The sequence below is a fragment of the Amycolatopsis sp. NPDC114478 genome, assembly GCF_055633805.1.
The window spans coordinates 53,626-68,990 of the sequence record NZ_JBVKDO010000008.1; the positions used below are offsets into that span (position 1 = coordinate 53,626).

Consider the following 15,365-nt stretch of genomic DNA (forward strand, 5'->3'; position numbering starts at 1 on the left):
GCCGCACGTGGCCAAGAGCGAGGAAACGCGGTCCCTGATCGTCACGACCGCGATGCGGCTGTTCACCGAGAACGGCTACGACCGCACGACGATGCGCGCGATCGCCGCCGAAGCGGGCGTCTCCGTCGGGAACGCGTACTACTACTTCTCGTCGAAGGAACAGCTCATCCAGGGCTTCTACGACGAGATCGCCCGCCAGCACCTCGACGAGGGCCGCGCCCGGATCGAGGGCGAAAGCGCCTTCGCGGTCCGGCTGAAGACCGTGCTGCTGTGCTGGCTGGACATCGCCGAGCCCTACCACCGCTTCGGCACGCAGTTCTTCGTCAACGCGGCCGACCCGGAGTCGCCGCTGAGCCCGTTCAGCGACGACTCCTCGGCCGCCCGCGAAGCGTCGATCGGCCTCATGCGCGAGGTCGTCGACGGCTCCGACGTCAAGCTCGACCCCGAGCTGCGCGACCAGCTGCCCGAACTGCTGTGGCTCTACCAGATGGGCGTGGTGCTGTACTGGATCCACGACCGCTCGGCCGCCGCGATGCGCAGCCGGATGCTGGTGGAGCGCAGCGTCCCGCTGATCGCGCGGGTGGCCGCGCTCTCCCGGCTGCGGGTGTTCCGCCCGGTCAGCCGGGAGATCGTCGACCTCATCCAGGACCTGGCTAAGCGGGACTGACCGCCCGGAAGTAGAGGAACCGCGGCTTGGTCCGCAGGTTCTCCGCCCACTTCGGGTCGGCTTCGGCCGCTTCCGGCGCCGGCATCGGCTCGACCAGCTGGTCGACGGCGAAGCCCGCGTCGCGGACCGCCTGGAACGTCCAGCTCAGCGGGCGCCGGTAGAAGCGCACCCGCTGACCGGGCGGGAACTCATCCTCCAGCAGCTCCACCTCGAAGTAGTTGTCCTTGTCGAACCAGTGCCAGTCCTCACCGGGGTGGTGCACCGAGAACACCAGCGCGCCCCCGGGTTTCAGGACCCGGCGGAACTCCGCGAGCGTCGGCCCCCAGTCCTTCAGGTAGTGCAGCACGAGCGACGCGGTGATGACGTCGATCGAGCCCGGCTCGAGTGGGAGCGGCCGGGTCACGTCGGCGACTTCGAAGCGCGCCACCTCGCCGAACTTCCGCTGGGCGGAGGAAACCATCCCCGCGCTCGCGTCGACGCCCAGGACGTCGGCGCCCCGCTCGGCCAGGAGCGCGCTCAGGTGCCCGGCCGCGCAGCCGACGTCCAGGACGCGCCGGCCCGACACGTCGCCGGCCAGGTCGAGGATCGCCGGGCGGTCGTACAGCGCGTTCATGACGTTCTTCTCCGCGTGCTCGGCATACGCGTCGCTGAACGCGTCGTACTGCGCCGCCCGCGCCCGGCCGAGGATCTCCTCGATCACCTCGGTCTTCGCGTCTGCGTAGTTCTGGACGTACTTCCACTCCTTCGCGGCGAGTTCGCGCTTCTTCGCCGCGTACAGGTCACGCTCCTCCGGGTGCGCGCGCATCCGGTCGCGCAGGAGCCGGTAGCGCTCGGTCTGGCCGTTGCCGGGCGAGTACACGTGCAGGTTGACGTTGGTGTCCGGGCCCTTGAAGCAACGGTGCTTCTCCCAGTCCGGCTCGCGGATGACGAGCCGGTAGCCCGCCTCCTCCAACGCGGGGACGTAGGCGTCCTCGTCGTCGGAATCCGGCACCACGAGCAGGATGTCGACGCACGGCTTGGCGCACAGGCCCGGCACCGACGTCGAGCCGACGTGCTCGAGGACGAGCACCTGGTCGCCGAGCACGTCCCGGATCCGCTCGGCCTCGCGCTCGAAGAGCTTCGGCCACTCCGGGTCGTAGTCGGCGAGCGTAACGGTCGAGTTGTGCTGCGGTGCTTCGCCGACCCAGATCCCCTGGATTTCGTCGTCGCTCAACGCGTCTTGGCTGGTCATTCCGGTTGACCCCCTTCTTGAAGGCAGTCGACCAGATTATCAACGCGCGCAAGCGATTTTCAGCTGATCGGCAGCGGCAGCAGGTTCCCGGTCGCTTCGCGCAGCGCGTCGCGCATCGCCGCGCGCGGGGCGGGCTGCCCGGTGAAGTGCTCGGCCTGCCCGAACGCCTGGTGCAGCAGCATGTCCAGCCCGGTCGCGAGCCGGCCGCCCCGCGCCGCGACGGCTTCGGCCAGCGGCGTCGGCCACGGGTGGTAGATGACGTCGAGGACGTGCGCGACACCCGCCAGCTCGGCCACGTGCGGGAGGACCGCGTCCGGCGGCACGGTGTTCACCAGCACCGTCGCGGTGCCGAGGTCCGCGAAGTCCGTCTCGGACCAGCGAAGCACGTCGACGTCGAGCGAAGCCCGCTTCGCCGCGTCGAGCGTTTCGCCCGCCCGAGCGGGTTCCCGCACGACGAGCCGGACCTGCCGCACGCCGAGCGCCGCGAGCCCGACGACCGCCGCGGCCGCCGTGCCGCCCGCGCCGAGCACGACCGCGGTGTCCGACGGGCTCGGCTCGTAACCGCCTGCCGCGCGCAGCGCCCCGGTGACGCCGTCGACGTCGGTGCAGTCCGCGAGCCAGCCCTTCGCCGTGCGGACCAAGGTGTTGGCCGCGCCGACCGCGGCCGCGCGCGGGGTCACCTCGTCGGCGTGGTCCAGCGCCGCGCGCTTGCCCGGCATGGTGACCGAGAGCCCGGCCCACTCCGGGCCGAGGCCGTCGACCAGGCCCGGCAGCTCGTCGGCGCCGGTCTCGATGCGCTCGTACGTCCAGCCGGTCAGGCCGAGCGCGGCGAACGCGGCGCCGTGCAGCACCGGCGACAGCGAGTGCGCCACCGGCTTTCCCAGCACGGCGGCGCGGCGAGGCTCAGAAGACACCACGTTGCTGGGCCAGCTTGACGTTCGCCTTGTGGTCGTCGAACGTGACCGCGAAGCAGGACAGGCCGTTCTTCTCGCACTTGACGAAGAACATCCAGTCGCCGGCCACCGGGTGCACCGCCGCCTGGATCGCGTCGGGACTCGGCACCGAGATCGGCGTCGGGGTCAGGCCGGTGTTCTTGTAGGTGTTGTAGGCCCCGGCGCGGTTCCGGTCGTCGTCGTTGGTCGCCAGGGTCGGGCGGTCCAGCACGTAGTTGACCGTGGAGTCCATCTGCAGCCGCATGTTGTTCGCCAGCCGGTTGTAGATGACCCGCGAGAGCTTCCCGAAGTCGGCCTTCACGGCTTCGCGTTCGATGATCGAGGCGATGATCAACGTCTGGTACGGCGTCATCCCGGGGCCGGTCGACTGCGGGCTCAGCCCCGCGTTCTGGATCGCCTCGGTCGAGCTGCGCACCAGCTGCCCGATGATCTCCTGCGCGGTCGCCCCGGGCCGGACGTCGTAGAGGCCCGGCGCGATCAGACCTTCCAGCCGCCGGTCCTTGCGGTCGGCCTTGTTGGCGGGCTCGATCGCCCAGTCGGGCACGCCGAGCGTCTTGAGGTCGGCGCTGTCGACGACCTTGCGCAGGTCGTCGGCGGTCACGCAGGTGCTCTTGCCGTTGATCTGCGCGCAGGACGCCTTCGCCATCAGGCTGTACACGCCGGGCGTGACCTTGCCGTCGGGCTGGGTGATGTCGTCGAACTGCGTGTACGGCCGGATCTCCAGCTGGCCGACGCGCGCGGCCGCGTCGGTGATCCGGTCGACCGCGCTGGCCCCCGACATGTGCGACTTCATCACGTAGAAGCCGTGCTGGATCCGGGCCAGCTTCGGGTTTTCCTCACCGGCCTTGACGAACGCCTTGCTGCTGGCGACGACCCCGGCCGTGGTGAGCTTCGCGCCGATCGCCGACGTCGAGTCGCCGTCGTCGACCTGGAACAGCACGTCCCCGTCGCCGGCGCCCTCGAAGTCGTCGTAGCCGAAGATCTTGTTGAAGCCGTAGTAGGCGCCGCCGGCGAGCAGCACGATCACGACCAGCGCGGCGACCCAGCCGAAGGCGCGCTTGCCCTTCTTCTTCTTCTTTCGCGGCTGTTCCGGCTCGTCGTCGTACTCGTCGTACTCCGCGTCGTCGTACTCGGCGTCGTCGTAGTCGTCGGCGTACTCGTCGTAGTCGTCGTACTCGGCGTCGTCGGCGAAGAACTCTTCGGGCTCTTCGTGCACCGGCTCCGGCTCGGTCTGGGCCGGGATGATGTCGGTCGGCGGGTCCTCGCGCGCCGGCGGGGGCGGCGGGCGGCGGCGCCGCGGCGGCTCCAGCCCGGGTTCGGGCACGCCGACAGACCGGTCACCCGGCTGGACGGGCCGCCGAGCGGGCGGCGGGGCTTCCGAGGCCCCGCGGCGGGGGTCGGCATCGGGGTCGAGCGCCGCGCGCCGCCGGTGTGACTCGCCGGCTTCGCCCGGGTCGGGCGCGGCACGCCGGCGTCCCGCCGGTGGCTCGACCGCCTCGGCTGGATCGGGCGCGGCACGCCGACGACCGACCGGTGGCTCGGCCGCCTCAGCTGGATCGGGCGCGGCACGCCGGCGTCCCGCCGGGGGCTCAGCGACCTCGGCCGGGTCGGGCTCGGCCCGGCGGCGGCGGCGTGGGGCCTGCCCTTCCTCCGGTGCGCCGCGCAGACGAGCGGCCTGTGCTTCGGCCGCCTCTTCCAGGTCGAGCATCGCCTGGTGCCGGCGGGCGGCGTCGGCTTCGGCCAGCTCTTCGGGACTCGGGCGGCGACGGCGGGCGTCGGCCTCGTCCGGGTTCGGCGCGGGACGGCGGCGGCGCGGCTGCTCTTCGGGGGCCGCGCGGCGGCGCCCGGGTTCGGGGGCCTCCGGAGCCGCCCGGCGGCGGCGTGGGGCCGGGCCGTCGGCACCGTCGTCGAGCCCGTGGCGGGCGCGGACGGGGGCCGAGCGCTCGGCTTCGCGGGGGTCGAAGTCGTCGTCGGCCGGGGGCAGCGTGCCCGGCGGCTCGAGGCGGCGACGGCGGCCGGACGGCGGCGCGTCGCGGCGGGGGTCGTAGCCCGGCTCGGGCCGCGCCCGGCGCGACGGCTGGGGCAGCTCGTGGGAGCCGCTGCGCCGCGACGGCTGCGGAAGCTCCTGGTACCCGCTCGCGCGCGGGTCCTCGCGGTTCGGTGCGGGCCGGGACGGCGGCGGGGTCGCCGCTTCCGGCTCGCGCAGTCGCCGGCGCCCGCGTGGGGGCTCAGGTGGCTGCTCGTTCATCGGTCTCCCTCCCGGGCGCGGTGCGCAGCGGCGGCGTCGATCCAGGCCTGCAGGATCTCCACGGCGGCGGCCTGGTCGACCACCGCGCGCTGCTTGCGGCCTTTGACCCCGCGCTGGGAGAGGATGCGGGATGCGGTGACCGTGGTCAGCCGCTCGTCGCCCAGCCGGACCGGCACGGGCGCTATCCGCCCGGCCAGGCGTTCAGAATACGCGATCGCCAGCTCGGCCGCCGGTCCCTGGCGGTTGGCGAGCGTTCGCGGCAGGCCCACGATCACCTCGACCACCTCGTGCTCGGTGACGAGGGCGGCCAGCTGGTCCAGATCACTGTCGTCGGTCGCATCGCGGGAGAGGGTAACCAATGGCGAGGCGAGCACGGGGGCCGGATCGCTCAGCGCCACTCCGACCCGGACGGATCCGACATCCACTCCGAGCCGACGGCCGCGGCCCGGATCGTCCTTGCCAGGCCGATCCGGGCCGCGGTTTCCGCGGTTAACCAATGCCGGCAATCGCCGCGCGCAGGGCCGTGACCGCGTCGGCCGCGCCGGCCGGGTTCGTGCCGCCGCCCTGGGCCATGTCGGGCTTGCCGCCGCCCCGGCCGCCGATCTTCTCGGCGAAGGACGGGACGAGCTTGCCCGCCGCGATGCCCTTGTCCTGGGCCGCCTTGGTCGTCGCGACGACGAAGCTCAGCTTCTCGCCGGCCGGCGAGAACAGCGCCACCACCCCGGGCCGGGAGCCGAGCCGGCCGCGGATGTCCGAGGCGAGCGCGCGCAGGCCGTTGCCGTCGACGTCCGGGACGACCTCGGCCACGACCGTGACGCCGCCGATCTCCTGCGCCTTGTCGACCAGCGCACCCGCCGAGCCCAGCACCTGCTGGGTCTTGAGCTGGGTGATCTCCTTCTCGGCGTTCTTCAGCCGGGTCAGGACGTCCTCGATGCGGCCGGGCAGCTGGTCCGACGGCACCTTGAAGGTGTTCGCCAGCTGCGAGACCAGCAGCTGCTCCTTGCGGACGTACTTCAGCGCGTCCGTGCCGACCAGCGCCTCGACGCGGTGGACACCCGAGCCGATGGAGGCGTCGGAAACGAGCTTGACCAGGCCGAGCTGGCCGATCCGCTCGACGTGCGTGCCACCGCAGAGCTCGCGGGAGTAGTCGCCCATGTCGACCACGCGGACGTCGTTGCCGTACTTCTCGCCGAACAGCGCGACCGCGCCCAGCTCGAGGGCCTTGTCCTTGGTCGTGGTGTAGCTCTGCACCTCGACGTTGGTCTGCAGGTAGTCGTTGACCTCCTGCTCGACCTCGGTCAGCACGTCCGCCGACACCGAGCCCGGGGTGGTGAAGTCGAACCGCATGCGGCCCGGCGAGTTCAGCGAACCCGCCTGCGCCGCGCGCTTGCCGTACGCGCCGCGGACGGCCGCGTGCACCAGGTGCGTCGCGGAGTGCGAGCGCTCGATGGACAGGCGGCGGTGCGCGTCGACCGAACCGGTCAGCTTGGTGTCCAGGCCGACCTCGCCCTCGGCGACCTCGACGCGGTGCACGTACAGGCCGGGGACGATCTTCTGGACGTCGAGGACCTTCAGCTCGACGCCGTCGCCGAGGAGCACGCCGGTGTCGGCGACCTGGCCACCGCTTTCGGCGTAGAACGGCGTCCGGTCGAGGACCAGCTCCGCCTTCTTGCCCGCGGAGACGCTGCGGACCGGCTGCCCGTCTTCGAGCAGGGCGACGACCTTGGCCTCGGCCTGCAGGTCGGTGTAGCCGAGGAACTCGGTCTCGCCGTGCTGCTCCAGGACCTTCCGGTACTCGGAGAGGTCGCCGTGGCCGGTCTTGCGGGCCGCCGCGTCCGCCTTCGCGCGGGTGCGCTGCTCGTTCATGAGCGTGCGGAAGCCGTCCTCGTCGACGGTCAGGCCCTGCTCGGCCGCCATCTCGAGAGTCAGGTCGATCGGGAAGCCGTAGGTGTCGTGCAGCTGGAACGCCTTGTCGCCGGCGAGCACGTCACTGCCGCCGCGCTTGGTCTCCTCGGCCGCGAGGTCGAAGATGCGCGAGCCGCTGGTCAGGGTCGAGAGGAAGGCCTCCTCCTCGATCCGGACGACCTCGCTGATGCGGTCGAAGCCGGAGACGAGCTCCGGGTAGGTCGGGCCCATCGTGTCGCGCACGACCTTGGCGAACTCCTGCAGCACCGGCTCCTGCACGCCCAGCAGGCGCGTGGAGCGGACGATGCGGCGCAGCAGGCGGCGCAGCACGTAGCCGCGGCCGTCGTTGCCCGGGGTGACGCCGTCGCCGATCAGCATGACGCCGGTGCGGGCGTGGTCGGCGATGACGCGGAAGCGGACGTCGTCGGCGTGGTTGACGCCGTAACGCCGGCCCGAGAACTCCTCCGCGCGGCCGATGACCGGGCGGACGAGGTCGGTCTCGTAGACGTTCTCGACGCCCTGCAGGATCGTCGCCACGCGCTCGACGCCCATGCCGGTGTCGATGTTCTTCGCGGGCAGCTCACCGAGGATCGGGAAGTCCTTCTTGCCGCTGCCCTCGCCCCGGATGTTCTGCATGAACACCAGGTTCCAGATCTCGATGTAGCGGTCCTCGTCGACGACCGGGCCGCCCTCGCGGCCGTACTCCGGGCCGCGGTCGTAGTAGATCTCCGAGCACGGGCCGCAGGGGCCGGGGATGCCCATCGACCAGAAGTTGTCGACCATGTCGCGCGCCTGGATGCGCTCGCCGGGCAGCCCGGTGAGCTTGCGCCACAGCCCGGCCGCCTCGGCGTCGTCCTCGTAGACGGTCGCCCAGATGCGGTCCGGGTCGAGGCCGAAGCCGCCTTCGCTCTGGGGCTTGGTGATCAGCTCCCAGGCGTACTCGATGGCGCCTTCCTTGAAGTAGTCGCCGAAGGAGAAGTTGCCCGCCATCTGGAAGAACGTGTTGTGCCGGGTGGTCTTGCCGACCTCGTCGATGTCCGGCGTGCGCACGCACTTCTGCACGGAGGTCGCGCGCGGGTACGGCGGCGGCGCCTCACCGAGGAAGTACGGCTTGAACGGCACCATGCCGGCGTTGACGAACAGCAGGTTCGGGTCGTCGAGGATCAGCGGCGCGCTGGGCACGCGCGTGTGGCCCTTGCTCTCGAAATGGCGCAGGAAACGATCGGTGATTTCGTGTGTGTCCACGGGTCAGTCCTTGTACTGGTGGCGACGAACGGGGTCGGACGGCGGCGGCGGAAGGGCTCCGGGCAGGCCCGGATCAGCCTTCCGCCCGGCGAGCTCGCCGGACCGGGCGCCGGGCGGCGGCCGCGTGGCGCCCCTCGGCGCGGGGCGGGGTCACGCCCGTCCGCTCCTCGACCATGTCGTGCAACTCCTGCTCCCGCTCGTTCATGCCCGCGCGCACCTCGGCGCCGAACGAGCCCACGGCGCCGGCCAGCTCGCGCACGGCGTCACCCAGGTTCGATGCTATCCCCGCCGGAGTGGCCTGACGAGCGGTTTCGGCGGCCTTGCGGGACAGCGCGACGCCCGCGACCACGCCGACGCCGAGCCAGAACAGCCGCTTCACTTGCCGGCCTTCTTCGCGGCCTTCAGCGCGTTCTTCTTCCGGCGCGCCCTGATCGCCTTGCTGAGCCCGTAGGACAGCGCCGCGGTCTTGACCAGCGGGCCGCCCAGCGTCGCGGTGAACACCGACGTCAGCGCGGAGACGTTCCCGGTGACCGCCTGCGCGTTCGACGTGATCCCGTCCACCCGCTCGAGCTGGGTGTTGACGTGCGTGATCGTCTGGTTCGCGCCGATCAGCAGCGGGTCGGTGTTGCTGTTGGTGCGCTCGATCGCCTCGGTGGCCGCGTCCAGCGTCTTGCCGAGCTTGATCAGCGGGATCGCCAGCAGGACGACCAGCACCACGAATGCTCCTGCGGCGATCAACGCGGCGATCTGCCCTGCCGACACGGGCCCTCCTCGGTTCACGGGTCTTGGGTGCCGATGAGGTTACCGCCTGGCCGGGTCCCCGACCGTGTCACCCCGCGCGGGCCGGAAAACGCGTCGACCCGGCGGTCGCGGGGCGGTACACCTGGGCGATGGGACACGACGGCGGACCGGTTTCGTTCAGGGTCCTTTCCGGGCCGGGCGGCACGGCGGCCGACGTGCTGGCCGCGTTGCCCGGCGCCGACCTGACGACGGTCCAGCTGGAGGTCGCGCGCCGCCGCGCGGCCCGGCTGTCCGGCCCCGACGTGCTGCGCCGCCACCGCGAAGACCGGTTCGCGGCGCCCAGCCCGTTGTCGTTCGCTTCGCTGCGGCGGGTCGAGGACGCGCTGCTCGGCGCGGCGGCGGCGTTCGAGCCGGTGGTGCTTTCCCCGCTGACGCCGCTCGGCACCCACTCGGCGGTGGCCGGGCTGGCCCAGCACCGGGTGGTCCCGACCGGCCGCGGCACCGAGGTGGCCGCGGATCCCACGACGGGCTTGGCCCTGGAAGCGGCGGTCCGGCGCGCTTCGGCTTCCGTGGTCCGCTTGGCGACGGTGCAGCGGGTCGTGCGCGCCCAGCGGGTCGCACCGGGGCTGTTCGCGCACTTCTCGCTGTTCGGGGCGGTGACGGCGGGCCGGGACACCGGCAACCTCGCGTTCGAACGGACCGCGCTGGCCGAGCACGCGCGGCTGGTGGTCGCCGGGTGCCGCGCGCTGGGCGCGACGGACGTCTCGCTCGGGGTCACGGTGCTGGACCCGCGGTTCGAGGACCTGCTCGACGCCGTGGAGGTACCGGTCCACCCGTTCCCGGACCGCGAAGGCGGCCGGGGCGGGTACTACGAAGGGCTGTGCTTCAAGGTGTACGCGGCCTTCGGCGGTTCCCCGGCCGAAGTCGGCGACGGCGGCTTCACCCCGTGGACGCGCAAGCTGCTCGGCAACGCGAAGGAGCGGCTGATGACGAGCGGCTTGGGCGTCGACCGGCTCGCGACGCTCGTCTAAAGCTCCTTCACGACCGCGCGGTAGAGCGCCGCCATGTCCTCGTCGCCGTGCCCCGCTTCCACCGCGGCTTCCAGGTGCGAGAGGACCGCGCGGGCGCCCGCGACGTCGACGTCGTCGCCCGCGGCCTCCACCACCAGCCGCGCGTCCTTCGCCGCCAAGCCCGCCGGGAACGACGGCGCGTAGTCGCCGGACAGCATCGCGCCGCCCTTCACGTGCGCGTAGCCGACGTCGAGGCCGCCGCCCTTGATCGTCTCCAGGAACAGCGCCGGGTCCAAGCCCAGCCCGGCGGCCAGGCCCAGGCTCTCCGCCGTGCCGTTGGTCAGCGCCAGCACCCAGGCGTTCATCACCAGCTTCAGCCGGCTGCCGTTGCCGGCCGGGCCGAGCCATTGCGTCTTCACGGCGACCGCGTCGAACACCGGTGTGGCCTTGGGCCGGGCTTCTTCCGGGCCGGACGCCAGGACCTGCAGCTGCGCCTGTTCCGCCGGCTGCCGCGTGCCGAGCACCGGCGCGTCCACGAAGACCACGCCCGCCTTCTCCGCCAGCGCGGCGAGCCGGTCGGTCCAGTCGAGGCCGACCGTGCTCATCTGCAGCCACAACGTGCCTGACGCGGGCGAAGCCGCTTCGAACGCTTCGGCGACCGCGGGTCCGTCGGCGAGCATCGTCACGAGGGTGTCCGCGCCCTCGGCCGCCGCGGCCGCCGAATCCGCGACCGCGGCGACGTCGGCGAGGGGCTCGGCTTTCGCCCGGGTCCGGTTCCAGACCCGGACGTCGAGGCCCGCCTTCGCGATGTTGGCCGCCATCGGCGCGCCCATGATTCCGGTTCCGAGAAACGCGACACTCATGCTCTCCACATTCCCGGAGAGTGCCCTCAGTAATCGCCGAGGAGGCAGAACGGGTGACCCGCCGGGTCGGCGTAGACGCGCCAGCCGCGCCCGCCGAGGTCGGGGTCGAGCAGCCGGCCGCCGTTCACCAGGACGGCGTGGTGCGACTCCCGGAAGTCGTCCACCTCGAAGTCGAGGTGGAACTGCTGCGGGCGCGCCGGGTCCGGCCAGCGCGGCGGCTGGTGGTCCGGCGCGCGCTGGAACCCGAGGACCATCCCGTTCACGTGCAGCGTCGACCAGTCCTCGTCGACCCGCCAGCGCGGGTCCGGCCGGTCCACCTCGCCGCCGAGCAGGGCCTGGTAGAACCGGGCGAGCACGGCCGGTTCCGGACAGTCCAGGACGATGCACTGCAGCGTCGCGGGCACGGGCACGCCTCCTGCCGTCGCCGGGCCCGGTTTCCGGGCCACCCCGAGGAAGCGGAGTGTACGGAAGCCGATCATGCCGCTGTGCGCCGGTCACCGGTGCACAGCCGGGGCGGGGATTTTCCCGCCCCGGCCGCGTCGCTCAGGCGTCGCCGGCGTCCGCGCCGAGGCCCGTGGCGGTCGCGCGCGGCGCGACGCCGAACCCGGTGTGCAGGCCCGCCGTGCGGCGCACGGTGAAGCGGTCGATCTCGGCGCCGTCGTTGCGGAGCGTCCGCACGGTCAGCGTCGTCTTGCGGCCGAACCACGCCGGCTCGACGTCGATCGCGAGGAACGAGTAGCCGGTGTAGCGCACGCGCGACCAGCCGACCGTCTCCGTCTCCTTGCCGCCGCCGCGAACCCAGTGGTAGGAGGTGAACTCACCGTCGAACGTGTCGGGCACCGGGAAGCTGTAGACGCTCCGGCCCCCGCCGCCGCAGGTCGCGTAGACCGTGCCGTCGCGGTCCGGGTCGACGGTGTCGCCGATGGCCACCTTGCGCGTCACGCGGCCGCCGCGCAGGGCGTCGGTGCGCTCGTAGATGTGGTTGTGCCCGTTGACGACCAGGTCGACGTGGTACTGGTCGAACAGCGGCACCCACTCCTCCCGCACGCCGCCCTCGGACGCGTGCTGGTTGGTCGTCGAGTAGGCGCAGTGGTGGAAGAACACGACGATGAAGTCGACGTCCGGCTGCAGCCGCAGGTACCGCAGGCGGCGCTTGAGCCACGCGGTCTGCGAGCCGTGCGAGTAGCCGAGGTTCGCCGGGATCTCGTAGGAGACGTCGTTGGCGTCGAGGGAGATCACGCCGACGTTGCCGTAGATGAACGAGTACACGCTCGGGCAGTCCGCCGGGCCGCTGCCGGGGAAGTCCCAGCGCGCGGTCTGGCCGCCGTAGCCGTCGGGCGAGTACAGCGCCTCCATGTCGTGGTTGCCGGTGGTGACCATCCACGGCACCGACGCCGCAACGCCTTCGATCTGGTTGTAGTAGGCGTCCCAGACCTTCGGGTCGAACAGGTCGTGGCCGCCGTCGGCGACCGGGCCCGGCGGGCGGCCGGCGCCGCTCGGGTCGGCGTAGGCGATGTCGCCGGCGAGCAGGTGGAACCGCGGGTTCTGCTTCGCGACGGCGCCGTCCTGGGCCAGCGCGGTGGTGGAGACGCCCTGGTCGCCAAAGGCGGTGAAGGTGAACTTCCCGGCCGGGAAGCCGCGGGCGGGCGCGGTGGTGAAGGTCGAGAGCGCGGCGGCACCGCCGTCGCCCTTGGCCGGGTCGAAGCCGTCGTGGCCGACGGCGTAGGTGTAGGTCCGGCCCGGCGCGAGGCCGCACGCCTCGGCGTGCAGGTAGTACTGGTCGTAGGGCGCGATGACCCCGGCGACCTCGGAGTGCAGTGCGCGCGTTTCGGCCGGGATCCGGTGCCCCCACTGGATTCCGCGGCGGTCGTGGTGGTCGGCGACGCGCAGGAACGGGTTCTTCACCCGGGCGGGCACCTGCCACGCGACCCGGATGTCGGTCCGCGGGTTGCGGCCGAACGCGAGGTGCCGGCCGGCGGGCGCGACCTTCCCGCCGTCGGCGTAGGCGGTGCCCGGCAGCAGGAGCGGGCCGGCGGCCAGCAGCGCGCCGGTCGCGGCCGCACCCTTGAGCAGGGAGCGGCGGCTGAGGTAGTCGTGTTGCTCGGCCATGGTGAGGCGGGCGGCCAGGGCGTCGGGGACACCGACTCTCGGGATTTCCATGCGCGGATGCTCGCCGACGGACGTGCCGGGCGCCCGACACCGAGACGAACGCGAGCGGTCGAGTTCCCCGGCCGCGGGTCAAGACTTTCCCAAGCCGCCTTTACCTTTCGCCGCGGATCGTGCGGCGCAGCTTCGGGACGCGCTCGGCGAGGGTGCGCTCGGCACCGCGCTGCGTGGGCTCGTAGTAGTCCCGGCCGACCAGCTCGTCCGGCGGGTACTGCTGGGCCAGCACGCCTTCCGGGACGTTGTGCGGGTACCGGTAGCCCTGGGCGTTGCCCAGCTTCTTGGCGCCCGCGTAGTGGCCGTCCCGCAGCGGCGGCGGGACCGCGCCGGCCAGCCCGGCCCGGACGTCCGCCAGCGCCGCGTCGATGCTCGTGACGACGGCGTTCGACTTCGGCGCGGTGGCCAGGTGGATGGTCGCCTGCGCGAGCGCCAGCCGGCCCTCCGGCATGCCGATGAACTGCACGGCGTGCGCGGCCGCGACGGCCGCCTGCAGCGCGGTCGGGTCGGCCAGGCCGACGTCCTCGCTGGCGTGCACGACCAGCCGCCGGGCGAGGAACCGCGGGTCCTCCCCCGCTTCGATCATCCGGGCCAGGTAGTGCAGCGCGGCGTCCACATCGGACCCGCGGATCGACTTGATGAACGCGCTGATGACGTCGTAGTGCTGGTCGCCGTCGCGGTCGTAGCGGACCGCCGCCTTGTCCACAGTGGACTCGACGATGGCGAGGTCGATCGTCTTCGCCTCGGTGGCCGACGCGGCGTCCGCCGCCGCCTCCAGCGCGGTGAGCGCGCGGCGCGCGTCCCCGCCCGCCAGCCGGACGAGGTGGGCGCGCGCGTCTTCGGTCAGCGTCAGCTCGCCGCCGAGGCCGCGTTCGTCGGCCAGCGCGCGCTCGATCAGGTGGGTGATGTCCTCGTCGGTCAGCGGACGCAGCTGCAGCACGAGCGAGCGCGACAACAGCGGCGAAACGACGGAGAACGACGGGTTCTCGGTGGTCGCCGCGACCAGCAGCACGGTGCGGTCCTCGACCGCGCCGAGCAGCGCGTCCTGCTGGGTCTTGGAGAACCGGTGCACCTCGTCGATGAACAGCACGGTGTTCTCGGCGTTGTACTGCCGGCGCCGCCGCGCCTCCTCGATGACGCCGCGCACCTCCTTGACGCCCGCCGAAAGCGCCGACATCGCGACGAACCGGCGTCCCGTCGCGATCGAGACGAGGTTGGCCAGCGTCGTCTTGCCCGTTCCGGGCGGGCCGTAGAGCAGCACCGACGCCGGCGCGGCGCCTTCGACGAGCCGCCGCAGCGGGGCGCCTTCGCGCAGCAGGTGCTGCTGGCCGACGACCTCCTCGAGCGAGCGCGGCCGCATCCGCACAGCCAGCGGCGAACTCGCCGGGTCCGCCTGCGGTTCGGCCGCGTTCGACGTCGTGCGCTCCGGCGGGGGCGCGACGTCGGCGTTCACGGTGAAGAGCTCGTCCTGTGCCACACCGATGACGTTAACCGACGGCACCGACAGAACCCTTGCCGTGGTCGGCGCACCGGCGCTACCGTCGTGATGACCGGTTGACCGAAAGTGCGATTCCGGTCAACTGGTCAAACTCTCAACGAACCAGCAGGTGGACGAACGCATGAGCCATCCCAACCGCGAGCGCGCCGACCGCATCCTGGACGCGGCGGGCGAGCTGCTGCTGCGCATGGGCTACCGGAAGGTGGCGGTCGACGACATCGCGCGCGCGGTCGGCATCGGCAAGGGCACCGTCTACCTGCACTGGCGCAACAAGGAACTGCTGTTCCAGGCGCTGATGATGCGCGAGTCGGCCGACCTGACCGACGAGCTCCTGCAGGCGATCAAGGCCGATCCGGCGATGATCCTCCCGCACCGGATGATCTCGGCGTCGTTCCTCACCACGCACCGCCGTCCGCTGGTGATGGCGATGCTGCGCGGCAACGCCGAGATGTTCGGCTCGCTCGGCGACCTCGCCCTGAAGAAGCAGCAGGACGAGCTGCGCACGCAGTTCGAGGAAACCATGCTGCGGCACGGCCTGGTCCGGTCGGACATCCCGAACCTGTCCTTCGCGCTCAACGCCACGGCAGTCGGCTTCTACTTCGGCGGGACGCTGACCGACGAGTTCGACGGCATCTCGCCGGAGGCGAAGGCGGAAGCCCTCGCGCACGTCATCCGCACCGCGTTCGAGCCGGCCGGGGAGCCCGATCCCGCGGCGGTCGCGGACGTGGCGGCGGAACTGGGTTCGGCGCTCGAGGAGCTTGTCTCGGGCTACCGGAAAGGGATCTACGCACACGATCCCACCAAGGCCCCCGGCTGATCCCGGGGCCACACAGGGGAAAGAAGG

At 72.2% G+C, this 15,365-nt stretch carries 14 protein-coding genes; 3 read left to right on the forward strand and 11 right to left on the reverse strand.

Annotated features, from left to right (window positions below):
• Positions 1 to 7: 7 nt before the first annotated feature.
• On the forward strand, positions 8 to 667 hold the full coding sequence (locus ACZ7OH_RS23095) for a TetR/AcrR family transcriptional regulator (protein WP_470282649.1): 660 nt from the start codon (positions 8 to 10) through the stop codon (positions 665 to 667).
• On the opposite strand, the gene ACZ7OH_RS23100 is transcribed toward ACZ7OH_RS23095, so the two are convergent.
• The 7 genes from ACZ7OH_RS23100 to ACZ7OH_RS23130 form a co-directional block, all read right to left on the reverse strand.
• Positions 654 to 1,898, reverse strand: coding sequence for a GrpB family protein (locus ACZ7OH_RS23100; RefSeq protein WP_470282650.1), 1,245 nt, complete (start codon positions 1,896 to 1,898; stop codon positions 654 to 656). The genes ACZ7OH_RS23095 and ACZ7OH_RS23100 overlap by 14 nt on opposite strands.
• Before the next feature lie 59 nt (positions 1,899 to 1,957).
• A complete protein-coding gene (locus ACZ7OH_RS23105) occupies positions 1,958 to 2,785 on the reverse strand; it encodes a shikimate dehydrogenase (protein ID WP_470282882.1) in 828 nt (275 codons plus the stop codon).
• 16 nt (positions 2,786 to 2,801) lie between these two features.
• The gene (gene mltG, locus ACZ7OH_RS23110; protein ID WP_470282651.1) at positions 2,802 to 5,099 is read right to left on the reverse strand and encodes an endolytic transglycosylase MltG; all 2,298 of its coding nucleotides are present in this window, start codon (positions 5,097 to 5,099) and stop codon (positions 2,802 to 2,804) included.
• Positions 5,096 to 5,524 carry a Holliday junction resolvase RuvX gene (gene ruvX / locus ACZ7OH_RS23115; protein ID WP_315863291.1) on the reverse strand — a complete coding sequence of 143 codons (429 nt, stop codon included), beginning with the start codon at positions 5,522 to 5,524 and terminating at the stop codon, positions 5,096 to 5,098. The genes mltG and ruvX overlap by 4 nt, the downstream gene beginning before the upstream one ends.
• Positions 5,525 to 5,588: 64 nt before the next feature.
• A complete protein-coding gene (alaS, locus tag ACZ7OH_RS23120; protein WP_470282652.1) occupies positions 5,589 to 8,249 on the reverse strand; it encodes an alanine--tRNA ligase in 2,661 nt (886 codons plus the stop codon).
• 73 nt (positions 8,250 to 8,322) lie between these two features.
• Entirely contained in the window at positions 8,323 to 8,628 is a 306-nt protein-coding gene (locus ACZ7OH_RS23125; RefSeq protein WP_470282653.1) for a hypothetical protein, read from the reverse strand.
• On the reverse strand, positions 8,625 to 9,011 hold the full coding sequence (locus tag ACZ7OH_RS23130; protein WP_400889913.1) for a DUF948 domain-containing protein: 387 nt from the start codon (positions 9,009 to 9,011) through the stop codon (positions 8,625 to 8,627). Before ACZ7OH_RS23130 ends, ACZ7OH_RS23125 begins: the two co-directional genes overlap by 4 nt.
• A 128-nt stretch (positions 9,012 to 9,139) precedes the next feature.
• Between ACZ7OH_RS23130 and ACZ7OH_RS23135 the strand changes: the two genes are divergently transcribed.
• Positions 9,140 to 10,021, forward strand: a complete 882-nt coding sequence (locus ACZ7OH_RS23135) for a hypothetical protein (protein ID WP_470282654.1) — start codon at positions 9,140 to 9,142, stop codon at positions 10,019 to 10,021.
• On the opposite strand, the gene ACZ7OH_RS23140 is transcribed toward ACZ7OH_RS23135, so the two are convergent.
• The 4 genes from ACZ7OH_RS23140 to ACZ7OH_RS23155 form a co-directional block, all read right to left on the reverse strand.
• Positions 10,018 to 10,863 carry an NAD(P)-dependent oxidoreductase gene (locus ACZ7OH_RS23140; protein ID WP_470282655.1) on the reverse strand — a complete coding sequence of 282 codons (846 nt, stop codon included), beginning with the start codon at positions 10,861 to 10,863 and terminating at the stop codon, positions 10,018 to 10,020. The genes ACZ7OH_RS23135 and ACZ7OH_RS23140 overlap by 4 nt on opposite strands.
• 26 nt (positions 10,864 to 10,889) lie before the next feature.
• Complete coding sequence (locus ACZ7OH_RS23145; protein ID WP_400889907.1) at positions 10,890 to 11,267, reverse strand: VOC family protein; 378 nt, start codon at positions 11,265 to 11,267, stop codon at positions 10,890 to 10,892.
• Positions 11,268 to 11,406: 139 nt separating this feature from the next.
• Positions 11,407 to 13,023 carry a purple acid phosphatase family protein gene (locus tag ACZ7OH_RS23150; RefSeq protein WP_470282656.1) on the reverse strand — a complete coding sequence of 539 codons (1,617 nt, stop codon included), beginning with the start codon at positions 13,021 to 13,023 and terminating at the stop codon, positions 11,407 to 11,409.
• Between the two features lie 100 nt (positions 13,024 to 13,123).
• Positions 13,124 to 14,500 (reverse strand): replication-associated recombination protein A, encoded by a 1,377-nt coding sequence (locus ACZ7OH_RS23155; RefSeq protein WP_470282657.1) that lies wholly within the window; start codon positions 14,498 to 14,500, stop codon positions 13,124 to 13,126.
• A gap of 142 nt (positions 14,501 to 14,642) precedes the next feature.
• Here ACZ7OH_RS23155 and ACZ7OH_RS23160 point away from each other — a divergent pair, with 142 nt between their 5' ends.
• Positions 14,643 to 15,338 (forward strand): TetR/AcrR family transcriptional regulator, encoded by a 696-nt coding sequence (locus tag ACZ7OH_RS23160; RefSeq protein ID WP_470282658.1) that lies wholly within the window; start codon positions 14,643 to 14,645, stop codon positions 15,336 to 15,338.
• Positions 15,339 to 15,365: the final 27 nt, after the last annotated feature.

Coding starts and splice junctions, on each gene's coding strand:
- ACZ7OH_RS23100 (WP_470282650.1), bottom strand. CDS start 1,898: ATGACCAGCCAAGACGCGTTGAGCGACGACGAAATCCAGGGGATCTGG.
- mltG (WP_470282651.1), bottom strand. CDS start 5,099: ATGAACGAGCAGCCACCTGAGCCCCCACGCGGGCGCCGGCGACTGCGC.
- ACZ7OH_RS23150 (WP_470282656.1), bottom strand. CDS start 13,023: ATGGAAATCCCGAGAGTCGGTGTCCCCGACGCCCTGGCCGCCCGCCTC.
- ACZ7OH_RS23135 (WP_470282654.1), top strand. CDS start 9,140: ATGGGACACGACGGCGGACCGGTTTCGTTCAGGGTCCTTTCCGGGCCG.
- ACZ7OH_RS23140 (WP_470282655.1), bottom strand. CDS start 10,863: ATGAGTGTCGCGTTTCTCGGAACCGGAATCATGGGCGCGCCGATGGCG.
- ACZ7OH_RS23160 (WP_470282658.1), top strand. CDS start 14,643: ATGAGCCATCCCAACCGCGAGCGCGCCGACCGCATCCTGGACGCGGCG.